This window comes from Streptomyces sp. NPDC036815, from assembly GCF_055609205.1.
Map to the genome: position 1 here is coordinate 17,226 of NZ_JBVJPW010000036.1, position 17,793 is coordinate 35,018.

General features: G+C 73.3%; 13 protein-coding genes. 9 read left to right on the forward strand and 4 right to left on the reverse strand.

Features of this window, described 5'->3' with window-relative positions; genetic code table 11:
* Positions 1–131 precede the first annotated feature (131 nt).
* From ACZ69I_RS37985 to ACZ69I_RS37995, 3 genes are all read right to left on the reverse strand, one after another.
* Complete coding sequence (locus ACZ69I_RS37985; protein WP_467682857.1) at positions 132–350, reverse strand: hypothetical protein; 219 nt, start codon at positions 348–350, stop codon at positions 132–134.
* 137 nt (positions 351–487) lie between these two features.
* On the reverse strand, positions 488–1,393 hold the full coding sequence (locus ACZ69I_RS37990) for a Sir2 family NAD-dependent protein deacetylase (RefSeq protein WP_470837078.1): 906 nt from the start codon (positions 1,391–1,393) through the stop codon (positions 488–490).
* A 111-nt stretch (positions 1,394–1,504) separates the two neighbouring features.
* Entirely contained in the window at positions 1,505–2,800 is a 1,296-nt protein-coding gene (locus tag ACZ69I_RS37995) for a PAS domain-containing protein (RefSeq protein WP_467682859.1), read from the reverse strand.
* 327 nt (positions 2,801–3,127) lie between these two features.
* On the opposite strand from ACZ69I_RS37995, the gene ACZ69I_RS38000 reads away from it, so the two are divergent.
* Genes ACZ69I_RS38000 through ACZ69I_RS38010 form a run of 3 tightly spaced genes read left to right on the forward strand, consistent with a single transcriptional unit; the run spans position 3,128 to position 7,871 of the window.
* The gene (locus tag ACZ69I_RS38000) at positions 3,128–4,498 is read left to right on the forward strand and encodes an ATP-grasp domain-containing protein (RefSeq protein ID WP_470837079.1); all 1,371 of its coding nucleotides are present in this window, start codon (positions 3,128–3,130) and stop codon (positions 4,496–4,498) included.
* Positions 4,495–6,513, forward strand: a complete 2,019-nt coding sequence (locus tag ACZ69I_RS38005) for a PEP/pyruvate-binding domain-containing protein (protein WP_470837080.1) — start codon at positions 4,495–4,497, stop codon at positions 6,511–6,513. Before ACZ69I_RS38000 ends, ACZ69I_RS38005 begins: the two co-directional genes overlap by 4 nt.
* On the forward strand, positions 6,510–7,871 hold the full coding sequence (locus ACZ69I_RS38010) for an MFS transporter (RefSeq protein WP_467682862.1): 1,362 nt from the start codon (positions 6,510–6,512) through the stop codon (positions 7,869–7,871). Before ACZ69I_RS38005 ends, ACZ69I_RS38010 begins: the two co-directional genes overlap by 4 nt.
* 37 nt (positions 7,872–7,908) lie before the next feature.
* Here the strand turns inward: ACZ69I_RS38010 and ACZ69I_RS38015 are convergent, their stop codons facing one another.
* The gene (locus tag ACZ69I_RS38015; protein ID WP_467682863.1) at positions 7,909–8,547 is read right to left on the reverse strand and encodes a hypothetical protein; all 639 of its coding nucleotides are present in this window, start codon (positions 8,545–8,547) and stop codon (positions 7,909–7,911) included.
* A 638-nt stretch (positions 8,548–9,185) separates the two neighbouring features.
* Here ACZ69I_RS38015 and ACZ69I_RS38020 point away from each other — a divergent pair.
* The 6 genes from ACZ69I_RS38020 (at position 9,186) to ACZ69I_RS38045 (ending at position 17,578) form a co-directional block, all read left to right on the forward strand.
* On the forward strand, positions 9,186–10,727 hold the full coding sequence (locus tag ACZ69I_RS38020) for an FAD-dependent oxidoreductase (RefSeq protein ID WP_467682864.1): 1,542 nt from the start codon (positions 9,186–9,188) through the stop codon (positions 10,725–10,727).
* Between the two features lie 394 nt (positions 10,728–11,121).
* A complete protein-coding gene (gene qcrB, locus ACZ69I_RS38025; RefSeq protein ID WP_467682865.1) occupies positions 11,122–12,819 on the forward strand; it encodes a cytochrome bc1 complex cytochrome b subunit in 1,698 nt (565 codons plus the stop codon).
* 961 nt (positions 12,820–13,780) lie between these two features.
* Entirely contained in the window at positions 13,781–14,683 is a 903-nt protein-coding gene (locus ACZ69I_RS38030; RefSeq protein ID WP_467682866.1) for an aromatic prenyltransferase, read from the forward strand.
* 50 nt (positions 14,684–14,733) lie between these two features.
* The gene (locus ACZ69I_RS38035; RefSeq protein ID WP_467682867.1) at positions 14,734–15,807 is read left to right on the forward strand and encodes a methyltransferase; all 1,074 of its coding nucleotides are present in this window, start codon (positions 14,734–14,736) and stop codon (positions 15,805–15,807) included.
* Between the two features lie 63 nt (positions 15,808–15,870).
* Positions 15,871–16,785, forward strand: coding sequence for an aromatic prenyltransferase (locus ACZ69I_RS38040; RefSeq protein ID WP_467682868.1), 915 nt, complete (start codon positions 15,871–15,873; stop codon positions 16,783–16,785).
* 304 nt (positions 16,786–17,089) lie between these two features.
* Positions 17,090–17,578: a PhzA/PhzB family protein gene (locus ACZ69I_RS38045; protein ID WP_470837081.1), complete on the forward strand. Its 489-nt coding sequence runs from the start codon at positions 17,090–17,092 to the stop codon at positions 17,576–17,578.
* The last annotated feature ends 215 nt before the right edge of the window (positions 17,579–17,793 follow it).

The window sequence follows — 17,793 nt, forward strand, 5'->3', positions numbered from 1 at the left end:
AGCCGGTAGCCGGTAGCCGGTAGCCGGTAGCCGGTAGCCGGTAGCCGGTAGCCGGTAGCCGGTAGCCGGTAGCCGGTAGCCGGTAGCCGGTAGCCGGTAGCCGGGACCTGGGGCCGGGGTCCGTGTCCGGGTCAGGCGTCCTCGCCCAGGACCCGCCGTACCGCCTGCTGCGCCGCGTAGAAGTCGGCGTCGGAGACGGCCGGGTCGTCCTCGACGCCCTCGAGCCACTGGGCGATCTCCTCGGTCGACCACAGGTCGAAGCCCGGGGGGATGTCCAGGGTCGTGGTGTTCGCACGCAACTGCTCGGCCGCCGCTGCTTCCTTGACGCTGCGCGTGTTCACTTCGATCACCGCGGCTCTCCCTTCGGCACGTGGGGGGAACGGACGGGCGACCCTGCCAGAGGCCGGCCGGGGATGTCCAACCCGTCGCCCGCGCGTTCGCCTCCCGCCGCACTGCGCGAGCCCCGCGGCCCGCCGCGGGGGAGGGCTCACAGGCCGCTCCGGGCCACCACGTCGCTCAGCGCCCGCCCCAGCGGCACATCGATGCGGTGGTCGGCGAGGCGGTCCCCGCGGGTGGGGCCCTGGTTCACGATCAGTACCGGGATGCCGGCCTGCGCGGCCTGGCGCACGAAGCGCAGCCCGGACATGACCGTCAGGGACGAGCCGAGCACCAGCAGCGCGGACGCCTCCTGGACACGGGCCCGGCAGGCCGCCACCCGCGCGGGCGGCACGTTCTCGCCGAAGAAGACCACGTCCGGCTTGAGGATCCCGGTGCGGCAGGCCGCACACCCCACCACCTCGAACGCCCGGACCGCCTCCGCGGGCAGCTCCACGTCGCCGTCGGGGTTGACCCGCGCCGCGCGGTGGGCGCCGGCGCGGGCCTCGAAGTGCGGGTTGGCCCGGCGCAGCCGCTCATCGAGCTCGGCGCGGTCGCCGAGGTCCCCGCAGTCCAGGCAGATCGTCCGGCTCAGGCTGCCGTGCAGCTCGATGACCTCCGCGGTGCCCGCGGCCTGCTGCAGGGCGTCGACGTTCTGCGTGATCACACCGGTGACCAGGCCCGCCCTCACCAGCGTGGCCAGCGCCCGGTGACCGGCGTTGGGCCGGGCCCGCGCCATCACCCGCCGGCCCAGCTGGCTGCGCGCCCAGTACCGCCGGCGGGCGTGCGCATCACCGGTGAACTCCTGGAACGTCATGGGCACGTGGTTGCGGCGCAGCGAGCCGTGCACCCCGCGGTAGTCGGGGATGCCGGACTCCGTGGACAGGCCCGCCCCGCTGAGCACGACGACGCCGCCCGCGCGCACCGCGGCGACGACCGCCGTCACCTCGCGCGAGGCCGGCGCCATCTCGTCCTGCCCGCTGGGGGGCTCCCAGCTCAGCGTGGGGCGCATCCGCATGCCGACCAGCTTAGAGCCGGGGCCCTCCCCCCCCCGGCCGGGCGAGGATGAGGGCCCCCGGCTCCAAGACACCCGCCCGCCCCGGGCCGGGCGCGGGGCGGGCGGGTGCGGTCAGGCGGTGCTGAGCGGATGGGCCGCGGTGGCCGAGCGCGGCGGCCAGGCGCGCGGGGCCAGGATGCCCAGCACGTAGGCGCGGGCGACCAGGGCGGGCCGGCTCGCCGCGCCCAGCAGCTGGCGCAGGCGGCTGAGGTGGTAGTCCAGCGTCTGGCGCGACAGCTTCAGCGAGGCGGCGATGTCGCTGTTGCTGCTGCCCTGCGCCAGCAGGCATAGGATGCGGATCTGCGCGGCGGTCAGCGGGGGATGGGCCTCATGGGCCAGCCCCTGGTGGGTGATGACGGCCCACACCTGCCGGGTGCGGCCCGCGCCGGGGCCGACCGCGGCCAGGTGCAGGTGGGCGCGGCGCTGGCGGCCGCGGGCGTCCAGGAGCACCGCGGAGACCTCCGCCCGTCTGGTGCGGCGGGCTATCAGCCCGCTCCAGCGGGCGTGCAGCACCTCCAGGCCGAGCGCGGGCGCGAGCAGAGTGTGCGCGCGGCGCCCGACCAGCTCGGGCAGCGCGAGATGGAACAGCTCGGCGGCCGCCGCACTGGCCTCCAGCACCCGGCCGCCGGCCGAGAGCAGCGCACAGGGCAGACCGCTGTGATCGCGCAGCGCCCGCAGGCTCTCCTCGGCCTCCTGGCGCTGGACCATGGCCCGCAGCTGGTCGGTGATGTCCACATAGATCCCCGCGACACACGTCTGGGCGTTCTCGCGCACCGGGAAACGGTGCCCCACCGCCCGCCCCGCGCTGCCGTCCGGGCGCCGGTAGCCCAGGGTGTGGCGCACCGGCCCGCCCCGGGAGAGGACCTCCTGGTCCAGCGCCCGGAACCGGGCCGCCTCGGCCGGCGCGTCGAAGTCCTCGATCCGTTTGCCGGTCAGCTCCTGCGCGGTGGTGTCGTACAGGTGCGCGTAGGCGTGGTTGGCCCACACATAGCGGCCCTGCCGGTCGCGGATGAACGCGGCGGCCGGCGCCAGGTCGGCCAGGCCGGCGAAGGCCGCGTACCGGCGCGGCGCGGGCGATCGCGCCCCGACCTCCACCGCCAGGCCGTGCGTGCCGCGCCGGCCGCGCCCGGCCTCGGGGGGCCAGCTCACATCGAAGGGGCGCCCGTCGAAGCGGGCCTGCCAGCGGTCCTGGCGCGGCGGGCGCCCGGGGCCCGCGGACTCCTGGTGCATCCGCTCCAAAGAACGCTGCGCGCGCACGGTGTCGGCGAACGCGCCGCCGCCGCGCCGGCGCACCTGCCAGGGCTGGTCGACCTCCCACCAGAACACCGGCAGGTCCTCGAGCAGTTCCTTGAGACTGGAATCGTCCACAGCGCTCTCTCCGTCCGTATCCGGCCAGTTGACGCACGATCACCCCGCGATGCGTATCCCGCCCCACTGGTACGCATGCCCGCTTCTCGGCCGAAGTGCCGCCCCCCGCGCCGGACTTGGCCCCGGGGGCGGTGCGGCGTGCGACTCAGGCATTTGCCTGAACGCCAGGCCCTCCCGCCGGTGCGGCAGGCGCCCGCCGCCTGGTCCCCTTGAGTGTGCGGGTGAACACGCCCCGCAACCGACCTCCGGTGAGCCCCGCGCCCGCGGCGCGGCCGCACCGGCCCGTACGGGGGCACAGTCCGACCGGACGAATGGAGACGAACTTCAGTGAGCACAGTGCTGTTGGTGCATGCCAAGGGTGGCCCGCCGCTCGGTCACGTCCTGTCCCGGGCGGCCGCGAAGGCGCAGGTGCACCTGCTGGCGCTCAGCGCGCTCCCGCCCGCCACGACCGGCGCCGCCCGCGCCCGGTGCGCCTCGGTGCTCACCCCCACCGGCCCCCAGCGCCGCGACCTGGTCTCCCTGATCGTCGCGCGGGCCCGCGCCGTCGGCGCGGACGCGGTGCTCACCTTCTCCGAGTACGCGGTGGTGGCCGTCGCCCAGGCGTGCGAGGAACTGGGCCTGGCCGGCGCGGGCAGCGCCGCGCACCTGGCCCGCGACAAACGCCTGATGCGCCGCACCTGGCAGGAACACGGCCTGCCCCAGCCCGCGTTCCGCCCCCTGGCCACCGAGGACGACCTGCACGCGGCCGCCGCCGAGCTGTCCTTCCCGCTGCTGCTCAAGGCGGCCTGGAGCGCCGGCTCCACCGCCCACCAGATCATCCGCGCCCCGCACGAGGTGAGCGCCGCCTGGCACCGCTCGCGCCATGTGATGGCCGAATCCGCCCAGCTGGGCTACGCCGAACTGCATGTCGCCCAGGCCCAGGGCGACTTCGTGGTCGAGGAGATCGTCACCGGCACCGCCGCGCCCTGGTTCGCCCAGGAGGGCTGGGGCGACTACGTCAGCGTCGAGGGCGTCGTCGCCGACGGCACCTTCCACCCGGTCTGCCTCAGCGGCCGGATGCCCACCGTCGAGCCCTTCACCGAACGCGCCAGCATCACCCCCGCCCTGCTGCCGCCCGCCGCCCAGGAACAGATCGTGGACCTGGCCCGGCGCTCCGTGGACGCCCTGGGCCTGCGCGACTGCGGCACCCACACCGAGATCAAACTCGGCGCCGACGGCCGCATGTGGCTGATCGAGACCGCCGCCCGCTTCGGCGGCGCGATGACCGTCCCGCAGGTCGAGGAGGTCTTCGGCCTCGACCTGGTCGGCATGCTCATCGACCACCTCCTGCGCCGCCCCGTCTCCTGGCCCGCCCACGCCCTGACCCCCGCCCAGGCCCGCGGCGCGGCCGGCTCCCTGGTCGTCCTCGCCGTCGACGCCGCCGGCCGGGCCTGGCCCGACCGCCGGCTGTGGGACTTCACCGCCGCCGCCCGCATCCCGCTGGGCGCGCACAGCACCCTGCGCGCGGTCGCCGAGAGCAGCCTGGCCGACGGCAGCCCGGTGCCCGTCTACGACCCGGCCGCCGGCGCCAACACCATGGCCGCCCTGTGCCTGCTGTCCGCCCCCGACCCCCACCGCGTGCTGCGCGACTTCGAAACCCTGATCACCGCCCTGCCCCACACCCTGCCCGCCGCCCGGCCCGAGGAGGCCCGCCGATGACCGCCCCCCTGCTCACCGGCGCCCCCGAACCGGCCACCGACCGCACCGTGCGGGGCGAGAACCTCTCCCTGCCGCTCTTTCGCACCCTCTCGGGCGTCCTGGCCGGCCACCCCTACCTCAAGGTCGTCGTCGACCGCGCCGCCCACACCTGGCACCTCCTGGACACCGCCGCCCACCCCTTCCACGTCAACTACATCGCCACCCGCATCCTGGGCATGGACCTCGCCGCCCTCGACGCCGACCTGGACGCCTTCAACGCCTCCGTCTACATGGACCCCCAGCGCCGCTTCCTGCTCGGCGTGCTCTCCCTGCACACCGACGAGGACGCAGAGGGCCGCGAACGCACCTTCCTGGTCCTGGAGACCACCGAAGCCGACACCATGCACGGCGAACTCCTGGCCGCCTTCTACGACTTCGTGCGCGACCGCGTCGACGGCCGCCTGCCGCTGCTCCTCAAACCCGCCAACCACGGCCAGGAGGAGGAACTGGCGGCCATCAGCGAACAGCGCGTACCGCGCATCCTGAGCCACGAGCTGTTCGGCACCCGCACCCGCACCCCCCTCAACCCCGGCGAGGCCACCGGACGGCTGCGCTACTTCGCCACCCACGAGGCCTACGCCGCGGCCGAACACACCCTGGGCTGGGCGGACATCGTGGCCATGCCGTGCCTGCCCGACGACGTGCCCCGGGTGGCCGGCTTCCTCAACACCCGCCCCATCACCCCGCTCTCCCACACCAACGTCCTGGCCTCGGGCTGGGGCATACCCAACGCCATCGTGCGCGACCTGGAGCGCCTCCTGGCCAGGGACGCCCTGGACGGCGCCTGGGTGCACTACCGGGTACGCGCGGACGAGATCGTCCTTGAGCGCCTGGAGCAGGAGCCGGAACTGCGCGCCCCCGCCTGGCACCAGCAGCGCATCCGCCTGGAACCGCCCCTGCTCGAGGACGCCCCCGTCCTGGCCCTGCACCGCCTGCGCAGCGCCGACCGGGACCGCTACGGCACCAAGGCCGCCAACCTCGGCGAACTGCACCACGTCCTGGACAGCCGCACCGCCGACCTGACCGCCTTCTACGGCCGGCCCCGCCCGCCGCGCGAGGACCTCTACGCCCACCTGGCCGCCCGCCTGGGCCTGGCCACCCCCGCCCGGGGCGAACTCAACGCCCGCGCCGCGCACTTCGTGGCCACCACCGTGGCCGCCCCGCACGGCGTCGCCCTGCCCTTCGCCCTCCAGCAGCACTTCCTGGCCTCCTGCCCGCCCCTGCAGCAGGGCATCGGCAAACTCAAGATGGCCCTCGAACTCGACGCCGGCGACGTCCTGGACGCCCTGTGCCTGCAACTGCAGCACCTCATCCGGCACACCCCCATCCCCGACTCCGTCACCCGCCAGATCAGCCAGGCCTTCCCCACCGCCCCCAGCGGCCGCCTGGTGGTGCGCTCCTCCTCCAACGCCGAGGACCTGCCCGGCTTCTCCGCCGCGGGCGTCTACGACTCCGTCACCACCGTCAACTCCACCGGCGAACTCCTGGACGCCGTACGCCAGGTGTGGGCCTCCCTGCTCTCCCCGCGCAGCGTGCGCCTGCGCCACCAGGTCGGCATCTCCCTGGACGACACCTACATGGGCGTGATCATTCAGGAGTACGTGCCTGCCTCCCTCGGCGGCGTCCTGGTCACCTGCGACCCCACCCGCCGCGAGGACTTCCGCAACGTCTACCTCAACTGCTCGCCCGGCTCGCCCGAACAGGTCGTCGACGGCACGGTGCTGCCCCAGCAGTACCTCTACAACACCGTCGAGGGCGGCGGGCGCACCCTGGCCCTGGGCTCCTTCGGCCAGGCCCTGCCCGCCGCCACCCGCGCCCGCCTGGCCGAGCTGTCGCTGACCGGCCGGCTCCTGCAGTCCCACTTCAGCGGCTCGCACTTCGGCGGCGCCGACGTCGACAAGCCGCTGGACATCGAGTGGCTGATGACCGAGCAGGGCGACTTCCGGCTGGTCCAGATCCGCCCCTACGCCCTGTGAGCGCGCACCCCGGGCGCCCGGTCCCGGCCGGTACCCCCACCGCCACCGCCCGGCGCATCATCGGCTGCAACTACGGCTTCCAGCTGCTGTTCAACCTGCTGTGGTGGATGCCGGTCTTCTACGCCTACCAAAAGAGCGCCGGACTCAGCGACGCGCAGATCTTCGGCATCCAGAGCATCTACTACGTGGCGTTCTGCCTGTTCGAGATCCCCACCGGGCTCATCGCCGACCGCATCGGCACCCGCAACTGCCTGCGCGCCGGCGCGATCGTCATGACCGCCGCCAACCTCGCCCCCGTCCTGAGCGCCTCCTACACCGGCTTCCTCCTGCACTTCCTGGCCATCGCCGCGGGCCGCTCGCTGACCTCCGGCGCCGCCAGCGCCTACCTCTACGACGGGCTGCGCGCCGAAGGCTGCCAGGAGCACTACCTCAAGGCCGAGGGCACCGCACGGGCCCTGGGCCTGGCCGCGAAAGTCGTGTGCTGGCCGCTGGTGGGCCCGCTGATGGCCCTGGCCCACCCGGCCCCCTACCTGCTCAGCGCGGCGAGCGCGGCCGGCTCCCTGGCCTGCGCGCTCGCCCTGCCCCGCCTGGCCGGCCCGCCCGGCACGCCGGGCCGGGCCACCGCCGGGCCGGGGGCGGCCAAGGGCGCCGGGCGCCGGGGCGGAACCGTGGTGCGCGACGCGGGCGCCGCGCTGCGCTGCGTGGCCTCCTCACGCTGGCTGGCCCTGGTGATGGTGCAGGGCGTGGCCCTGTTCACGCTCTCGCGCATCTGCCAGGTCAACCTCTTCCAGCCGATCCTCCTGGACCACGGCATCGCGCCGTCCTCGCACGGCGGCGTGCTGGCCGCGATGACCGTGGCCGAGGCGGTGGCCTCCGCCCGCCCCCAGTGGCTCAGCCGCCGCCTGCCCCCGGTCGCCTGGGTCTCCCTGCTCAGCCTCGCCCTCGCGGGCACCCTGGCCGCCATGACCCTGGGCGGGCCCTGGACCGTCATCGCGCTGCTGTGCCTGTTCGCCGCCGCGACCGGCTTCGCCTACCCCGTCCAGCGCAAACTCGTCAACGACGCGGTGCCCGCCCACGCCCCGCGCGCCACCCTGCTCTCCATCGAGAGCATCGTGGACCGCGCGGTGTGCGCCCTGGCCGCGGTCGCCGCCGGCGCCTACCTCTCCGCCGGCCACCTGGACGCCTTGCTGTGGCACAGCGCCCTGGCCACCGCCCTGCTGCTGGGCGCTTTCCAACTCCTGCTGCGCGCCGCCCCGGTACGACAGGACCGCCCGGACCCCAACCCGGCCCCGGCAGGGGCGGCGGGGACGAAGGGGACGGCGGGGGAGGGGGGCCGGCAGGCCGCCGGCGGCCACTGACACCCCCCGGGACCTCCCGGCCCCCGCCGGGGGCAGGTCAGCGGGCGCGGTGGCCCAGGCGCTCCACCGCGGCGACCGGCAGGTAGGCGGGCCGGTGCGGCCGGGCCACCTGGTAGGGCACGAAGCCCAGCGAGGCGGCGACCTCGACCTCCTCGGCGGTCTCGGCCTGGTAGACCAGCCGGCAGCCGCCGGCGTCGGCCTGCGCGCGCTGCCACAGCGCGGGCGCCGGCTTGCGCTCGGCCTCGGTGCGCGGGGTCAGGATCCGCCCGCCGAAGTCCGCCCAGGCGAACGGCGCGGCATCCCGCCACGTCGCCTCGACCTCGCGGCGCAGCCGGGCGGCCCGCTCGGCGTCCGTAGCGCCCCACGCGGACGGCACGTTGGTGATCAGACCGACCCTGATGTGCCGCGCGCGCAGCGCCCGCAGATAGGCCGCCGCGCCCGGCCGGTAGCCCGTACTGCCGTCCTCGGCGGTGTGTACCAGCGTCTCCCCCAGATCGAAGTACACGACGGGGCAGCTGCGTTCACCGCCCACGCCCGCCCGCGCGGCGAAGACCGCCGCGGCGCCGGTGTCCTGCGGGGCGGCGGCACTCGCCGTGGCACACAGCACGGCCGACACCAGCGCCGCGCCGAACGCGAGGCCGGTGCGCGCCGGGCCCCTGGAGGCGGATCTGTTCACGGCGTCGCCGCCCTTCTCCTGGCGCACCCCCCGGGGGGATGCGCGGAACACCCATCAAATGACTGTCAGGTCCATGCCAGCCAGCCGCCGCAAGGTACCCCATGCGACGCCGCCCCCGCCCGCCCTTTCCTCCGTCAGCGGACCGGTCTCCTCGCCCTACCCCGGACCGGCCCGCGGCACGCGGCCCCGCCCGCGGCCCGCGGCCCGCCCCTTTTTCGCCCTCCCGTGCCGCCAACTCCCGCCCACCGGCGTACTGTTCGCCCCAGCGCCGCTGCCGCCCGCCGGGCCCGGCGGGACCCCGGACGGGAGCAACTGCGCCCGGGCAGCGCGCCGTTCGGCACCCCGCCGACCGCTCGACGTCCGCCTGAGCCCGCGTCGTGAGTGCCTTGAGGGCCGCTTGAACGCGGCCCGCGGGCTGCCCCGCCCGCGGGCCCGTGGCGCACCGCCCTGCCGGGCCCGCCGATACGCCCTCACCAGGCATATCGGGGCCGAACCCGCCGGGCGGGAGCGGCGCTGGGCGGGCCGGGGGCGGGGCCGGGCCGACGGCGGGGGCGGGGCGGGCAGTTGGGCAAAGGCCGCCGCGCAGGGCGGCGCACGCCGCATGATGCAACCACAGATGCACCCGAAGGGCGGCCCAGATGAGTCCGGACGCACGCGGCGTCGACACGCACGGCAGCGCCGGCCGCGGCCACGCCGTGGTGATCGGCTCGAGCCTGGCCGGGCTCACCGCCGCACGGGCCCTGGCCAACTCCATGGACCACGTCACCGTCATCGAACGCGACCGCCTGCCGCGCGGCCCCGGACGGCGCCGCGGCGTGCCCCAGGCACGCCACACCCACAGCCTGACCACCACCGCCCAGCAGGGCCTGGAGCAGCTCTTCCCCGGCATCGGCCAGGACCTGCGACGGGCCGGGGCCAGCCGGCTGCGCCTGCCCCAGGACATGCTGCTGCTGGGCCCGCACGGCTGGCTGCCCCGCTTCGACTCGGGCCTGTCGATGCTCAGCGCGAGCCGCGACCTGATCGACGCGGTGATCCGCGACCGGCTGTACGCCGAGCCCAAGGTGCGCTTCCTGCCCGCCCACGAGGCCGTCGCCCTGCAGCCCGGCCGCAACGACACCGTCACCGGCGTCTGGGCCCGCGCCCGGGACCGCCGCACCCCCGACGGCTGGGGCCCGCGGCAGCTGATATCCGCCGACTTCGTGGTGGACGCCTCCGGAGCCGGCTCGCGCGCCCCGCACTGGCTGGCCGAACTGGGCTACGAGCCGCCCCGCGAGAGCGTCACCCGGGCCCGTACCACCTACGTCTCCACCGTGTTCGCCCCGCCCGTCGGCCATGTCGCCGACTGGCAGGCCCTGTTGCTGATGGCCGCACCCGACAACCCCCGCCAGGGTCTGCTCCACCCGCTCGAGGGCGGCCGCTGGTCGGTGACCCTCAGCGCCGCCGATATCGAACGCCCGCCCGCCGACCACGCCGCCCTGCTGCGCGCCGCCGGCGCCCTGCGCCACCCGCTGCTGCGTGACGTCATCGAGGCCGCCACCCCGCTGGGCCCCCTCTACACCTGCACCCGCACCGAGAACCGCTGGCGCCACTACGAGAAACTGCGCCGCTGGCCCGACCAGTTCCTCGTCGTCGGCGACGCCCTGGCCGCCCTGGACCCCGCCCACGGCCAGGGCATGACCCTGGCCGTGCAGGGCGCCCTGGTCCTGGACCACGTCCTGGCCGGCCACGGCACCACCGTCGGCCTGGGCTACCGGCTGCGCCGCGCGCTGGCCCACCGCCTGGCCCCCGCCTGGCAGTCCAGCACCCGCCACCTGCGCACCACGCTGGGGGAGGACCCGCCCACCGGCCTGCGCGCCCAGCTCGGCCGGCGCTACACGGCCCGCGTCGCGGCCGCCTCGCCCACCGACCCGCACGCGGCCACCCAGCTGATCGCCCGCCTGCAGGCGGCCGGCCCACTGGCCGCCGTGCCGCGCCCGCGGCCCCCGCGCACCCAGCCCCCCGCCCCGCACGCCCTGCCCGCGCCGCCCAGCCTCACCCACGGCCTGCCCGCCCGCCGCCGCGCCCCGGCCCCGGCCGCCCCCGCCATCGGGGTGGCCACCGGCTCCGCCCGCCTGCACCCCCAGGGCTCCTCGGCACAGTGGCCGGCCGTGGCACCGGCCGGGGAACGCCCCCGCCGGTGAGGCCCGCGAAGGTGGGAGGCGGCCGCGAGCGGCCAACGGCGTGGACATAGGGTTCAGGCATGACAAGAGCGCAGCAACTACCTGCTGTAGAGGCCGACTTGAGCGACCCGTGGCGGGCGCGCGGCAGCAACACCCCGGCCCGTACACCCCAGTTGGGCACCCGGCGCGCGGCTCCCCTTGCGGATGACTCGAAACTCGCTAGAGAACCAGTGGAGTTGGGACCGGGCTCCGGCTTGAGTGCGGTTGTCCGCCCGTTCGCGGAGTCGATAGCGTTCCTCCCGCTCAAGGGCACGGGCCCGTTTGCGCCGCTGCAGGCCGCCCCCACCACCGACCGCCCGCCGGCCGGTCCGGGTGTGCCTGTGACCACTGAGCGGCGAGGGGAGGGCGCGCGGGCATGAGCATCACCGAAGATGCACCGCAGCGGGAGCGGACCAAGGCGCCGCAGGGCGAACGCATCGCCGACTGGGCGGACGGACGGCTCGGGATCTACCAGTGGCGCACCCTGATGCGCAAGGTCTTCCCCGAACACTGGTCCTTCATGTTCGGCGAGATCGCGCTCTACAGCTTCATCATCCTGATCCTCACCGGCCTCTACCTCACCATGTTCTTCAACCCGAGCATGGGCGAGACGGTCTACGAGGGCCCGCACGTCCCGCTGCAGGGCGTGCAGATGTCGGAGGCCTACGCCTCCACGCTGCGCATCAGCTTCGAGGTGCGCGGCGGCCTGTTCATCCGCCAGCTGCACCACTGGGCGGCGCTCACCATGATCGCCGCGACCATGGCGCACACCCTGCGGCACTTCTTGACCGGCTCCTTCCGCAAGCCGCGCGAGCTGAACTGGCTGATCGGCGTGGTCCTGCTGGTCCTGGTCACCCTGGAGGGCTTCCTCGGCTACTCGCTGCCCGACGACCTCCTCTCGGGCACCGGCCTGCGCATCGCCGAGGGCGTCACCCTGGCCATCCCGCTGGTGGGCACCTACCTGACGATGTTCCTGTTCGGCGGCGAATTCCCCAGCACGGACGTCATCCCGCGCTTCTACAGCTTCCACATCCTGCTGCTGCCCGGCATCATCCTGGCCCTGGTCACCGTCCACCTGATCCTGGTCATCTACCAGAAGCACACCCAGTTCCGCGGCCCCGGCCGCACCCAGCAGAACGTGGTCGGCCAGCCGCTGATGCCGCACTACGCGGCCAAGGCCGGCGGCTTCTTCTTCCTGGTCTCCGGCGTCCTGTCGCTGATGGCGGGCATCGCCCAGATCAACGCGGTCTGGGTCTACGGCCCCTACCGGCCCGACCAGATCTCCCAGGGCTCCCAGCCCGACTGGTACATGGGCTTTTTGGAAGGAGCCCTGCGCGCCTTCCCCGCCTGGGAGTTCGCCGTCGCCGGCTACACCGTCAACATGGGCGTCCTCATCCCCGCCGTCGTCCTGCCCACCCTGCTGATCGGCATCGCCTGCCTGTGGCCGTTCATCGAGGCCTGGATCACCGGCGACAAGCGCGAGCACCACCTGCTGGACCGCCCGCGCGAACAGCCCACCCGCACCGCGTTCGTCTGCTCCCTGGCCGCGTTCTACCTGGTGCTGTTCTTCGGCGGCGCCAACGACATCCTCGCCGAGCGCTTCCACCTCTCGATGAACGCCATCACCTGGGGCGTGCGCATCGGCGTCTTCGTCGTCCCGGCCCTGACCTACGTCATCACCAAGCGGATCTGCATGGGCCTGCAGCTGCGCGACCGCGACAAGCTCCTGCACGGCCGCGAGACCGGCCGCATCAAGCGCCTGCCGCACGGCGAGTTCGTCGAGGTCCACGAGCGCCTGGAGCGCGAGCAGGAGTACATGCTGCTCTCCCGGGAGATCCACCAGCCGCTGCCGGCCCCGCCGCGCGAGGACGAGCGGGGCGTGCCCAACCCCAAGTCCCGCACGGAGATGGTGCGCCACCGGCTCAGCCGCTGGCTGTCCGGCGGGCAGATCCCCAACCCCACCCCGCAGGAGATGCGGCAGGCCCTGGACCACCTCGACCACTCCGCCAACGGCCACGCACCGGCCGGCCTGCCCGCCGCCGAGGGCCGCGAGCCGGACCAGCAACTGCACTGATCGCGGCGGCGCGGCCCGTCGGGCCGGCCCACGGACAGCGGCGCGGGGGACCAGGGGACGGGTCACCCGCGCCGCCCGCATGCGCCCCGCCGCCCGCGTCCCCGCCCCCGGGCGCCCCGCTCCCGCCCTGCGCCGCCAACTGCCGTTGTACGGCGTCCTGCGGGCGCCCCGCGCGCCCCGCCGCCCGCGTCCCCACCGCCGGACACCGCACCCCGGGCGGCCCCGTACCCGCCCCGTGACCGCTCTGGTCCGTCAACTCCCCGTGTACGGCAGGCCGTTGGCGTCCCGCGCCCCCGCCGTCCACGCCCCCGCAGCCGGACACCGCACCCAGGGCGCCCCGTTCCCGCCCCGGACCAGTCACGTCCTGCTTCGCCAACTGCCGGCGTACGGCGCCCCGTTGGCATCCCGCGCGCGCCCGGGCGGGCGGGCCCCGGGGAGCTCCGCATTCCCGCCTGCCCGCACCCGCCCCGCCCCGGCCCACCGGCGCCAAGAGCCCCCGGCGCGGGGCGGCGGAGCGTGCCGCGCACCCCTCCGTTTGGAGTGACCCACGTCACTTCGAAGGGCTCTTGGTGTGGGGCCCGCCCCGTGTCACTATTTCTGCAGACCTCCCCTGCCCAAAAGCCGCCCCCCTCCGTGTCGAGCGTGGAGCCCGTGGCCGCAAGGGGAGTTGCGTCAGGGCCCTGGTGAACCGCGTACCGGCCTGACGCCCCCTCACCCGCGGCGCCCCGCCCCACCGGCCGGTGCCGCCGTCACCGCCGCACCCGGCGGCCCCTCACGCAGCACCCCCCTTTTCCGCGCCCCGCCCGACCGGCGCCCCGCCCCCTGTTCCACCGTGCCCGCACGCCCGGCGTGCGCAAGGCCCCAGACCGCCCGGCGCCCGGGGCGGAGCCGCCGGCCGGCTCCGGGGCGCCGCCCGTAACCGCCGCCGCTCACACCGGCGCCGTGATCCACCTATGGAGGAATGATGTCGGGAACCGCCGATCTGGCAGGCGTCTACGCTGCCGTCGAGGAATCAGCCGGACTGCTGGACGTGGCGTGCGCGCGCGAGAAGGTGTGGCCCATCCTGGCCGCGTTCGAGGAGGTCCTGCCGAACGCGGTGATCGCCTTCCGGGTGGCGACCAACGCCCGCCACGAAGGGGAGTTCGACTGCCGCTTCACCGTGCCCGGGTCCATCGACCCCTACGCCGTCGCCCTGGACAAGCAGCTCACCACCCGCACCGGCCACCCGGCCGAGTCGCTGGTCGCCGACGTCCAAAAGCACTGCGCCGTCGACAGCTACGGCGTCGACTTCGGGGTCCTGGGCGGCTTCAAGAAGATCTGGGTGTACTTCCCCGGCGGCCGCCACGAGAGCATCGGGCACCTCGCCGGGATCCCCTCGATGCCGGCCGCCCTGGCCGAGAACGCGGACTTCTTCGCCCGCTACGGCCTGGCCGACAAGGTCGACCTGATCGGCGTCGACTACGCCAGCCGCACCATGAACGTCTACTTCGCCGCCTCGCCGGAGGTCGTCGCCCCCGACACCGTCAGGGCGATGCACCGCGAGATCGGCCTGCGCGAGCCCAGCCAGGAGATGCTCGACTTCTGCGGCCGGGCCTTCGGCGTCTACGCCACCTTGAACTGGGACTCGCTGAAGGTGGAGCGGATCTCCTACAGCGTCAAGACGGAGAACCCGCTGGAGCTCTCCGCCCGGCTCGGGGCCAAGGTCGAGCAGTTCCTCAAGAGCGTTCCCTACGGCACCGACACCCCCAAGATGGTCTACGCGGCGGTGACCTCCAGCGGCGAGGAGTACTACAAGCTCCAGTCGTACTACCAGTGGCGGACCAACAGCCGGCTGAACCTTTCGTACATCGGCGGGCGTTCGTGACCAGCACTCCCGTACAGCACCCCCTCACACCTTTCGAAAGGGATCAGCGCATGACAACTGAAGCCACTCTCGGGCGCTTTCGCGAGTACATGGTCGGCCCCTCGCGGTTCATGAGCCTGCTGTCCGTCTTCGAGCTCGGCATCATCGACACGCTCCGCGCCCGGCCCGGCCTGACCGCCACCGAGCTCGGCGAGACCGTCGGCGCCAAGCCCGACGCCGTGGAGCAGCTGCTGTTCCTGCTGGTCAAGGAGGGCTTCGTCGCCCAGGACGAGGCCACGGGCGCCTACACCCTGGACGCGCTGGCCGAGGTCGCCGAGAGCGACCTCAAGCGCGCCCTCACCTACATGAACATGATCAAGGTGGTGGCGCTGCGGCAGCTCTTCTACCTCACCGACAGCGCGCGCACCGGCACCATCGTGGGCCTCAAGGAGCTGTACGGCACCGAGGGCGGCACGCTCTACGACGCGGTGGCCGACCACAGCGACCTCAACGACGCCTGGCTGACGCTGATGAACAACGTCACCGCCAACATCGACCCCTGGTTCTTCTCCAACATCGACGTGCCCGCCGGCGCCCAGGTGCTCGACGTGGCCGGCAACACCGGTCTGGGCGCGATCCACACCTACCGGCACAAGGCCTCCCCGGGGCTGAAGGTGACCACCTTCGACCTGCCGGAGAAGGAGAGCACCTGCCTGGCGAACTTCAAGGAGCACGGGGTGCAGGAGCACTGCTCCTTCATCGGCGGCAACGTCTTCGACGAGATCCCCAAGGGCTTCGACACCGTACTGATCAAGCACTTCCTGGACATGTTCGACAAGGACGACGTGTTCAAGATCCTCAAGGGTGTGCACCGCTCGCTGGAGGTGGGCGGCACGGTCAACATCATGGTGCCGGTCTATCCCGAGGACATCCGCGACAGCGACAACTACAACGTCGACTTCTTCCCGGCCTTCTTCATCGGCTGCACCATGGGCCAGGGCGGCCCGCAGAAGATGTCGGTCTACCAGAACTGGCTGGAGGAGTGCGGGTTCAAGGTCACCAAGGCCATCACCAAGGACCCCGCCGAGGTGCCCCGCGACGTCATCCCCGTCCAGGCCATCCTGTGCGCGACGAAGATCGCGTGACCGGCTGATCCCCGGCACCCGCCCACCGCTGCGAACAAGCGCCAACCGGCACATGGAGGACCAATGCCCCACGTCACGGGGATCGACGAGGTGTACGCGGCCATCGAGGAGTCGGCCCGCCTGGTGGGCATCGCCTGCGCGCGCGAGAAGGTCTGGCCGATCCTGAGCGCGTACGCGGACGGCCTGGCCGAGGCCGGCGTCGTCTACAGCGTCTCCAGCGGCCAGGACGCCCCGGCGGAGCTCGACTACACCGTCACGGTGCCGCCCCGCAGCGGCGATCCCTACGCCACCGCCCTGGCGCACGGCTTCGTCACGGCCGCCGGTCACCCCGTCGACTCCCTGCTCGCCGACCTCCAGGCGCGGTGCAGCATCAGCGAGTACCTCGTCGACGGCGGCGTCGTCGGCGGCTTCAGCAAGATCTACGCGCACTTCCCGCAGGCCGTGCAGGGGGTGGCCGAGCTCGCCGGCCTCCCCAGCATGCCGCCCGCCCTGGCCGAGAACACCGGCCTGTTCGAGCGGCACGGCCTGCGCGAGGTGGCGATGACCGGCATCGACTACCGGCGCCGCACGGTCAACCTGTACTTCACCCAGCTCTCCGAGGAGAGCCGGGCCCCGCACAACATCCTCGCCCTGCACCGCGCGATCGGCCTGCCCGAACCCGACGAGCAGATGCTCGCCTTCGCCCGGCGCTCCTTTCGCATCTACACCACCCTCAGCTGGGACTCCCCGGCCATCGAGCGGATCTGCTACGCCCCGCCGCCGGCCCGCGGCTGGGACCCCGCCGCTCTGCCGGTGCGCATCAGCGAACAGGTCGAGCAGTTCGTGCGCCGCGCCCCGCGCGCCTACGAGGGCGAGCCCATCGTCATCGCGGCCGTCAAGTGGGAGGCCCAGGGCCGCTACCTCAACCTGGGCCCCTACTACCAGCTGTCGCCGCTGATGCGGAAGGTGATCAGCGCGGTCCACAACGGGAAGATCTGAGCCCGCCCTTCCTGCCGCCATCACCGGCGTTCCTGCCTGGGCCCGGACCTCGGTCCGGGCCCAGGCAATTTCTTTTCGTCACCCGTCTTTTTCCGTTTCGTGAGGGCTTGGGAATTGTTGCCACCGGTGCGTACACCCCCATGCCCTCAATAAAGTTGAATGTTGCACTATGTTCATGAGTGTAACGTCGGAACGGTGTTGATTTTGCTCTGGGGAATCAGGCAAGATCGCTCAGTGTTCACCAGGGGATTCCACACCCGTGGCACCCCCATTTACCCACCCGCTATTCACAGAGGGGACCGTCATGTCAGATTCCGTAACGGGCCAGGGATTTTCCGACGAGGCCGAACTGCGCCGCGCCAACCGGGCCACCGTCGAGCAGTACATGCACACCCGCGGCCAGGACCGGCTGCGCCGCCACGAGCTGTTCACCGAGGACGGCCGCGGCGGCCTGTGGACCACCGACACCGGCTCCCCGGTGGAGACGGTGGGCCGCGACCGGCTCGCCGAGCACGCCGTGTGGTCGCTGGGCTGCTTCCCCGACTGGGAGTGGTACAACATCCAGATTTTCGAGACGCAGGACCCGAACCACATCTGGGTGGAATGCGACGGCCGCGGAAAGATCCTCTTCGGGGACTACCCCGAGGGCTACTACGAGAACCACTTCCTGCACTCCTTCGAACTGGAGAACGGAAAGATCAAGCGTAATCGCGAGTTCATGAATCCGTTCCAGCAGCTGCGTGCGCTCGGCATTCCGGTTCCGGAGATCAAGCGCACCGGCATTCCCACCTGAGCACCACTCGATTACCGCTGGATCGGAGTACGTCATGGAAGACGTTATACGGGAGATTCGTATCCGCGGGGCATTGCAGCAACCCGATTGGAGCGATCTTTCCCAGCTGAACCGGGTCGCGGAAGCCCTGGCCGCCCGCCCCCCGCTGGTCCAGGGCGACGACCTGGCCACCCTGCGCACCCTGCTCGGCAAGGTCGCCGCCGGCCAGGCGCTGG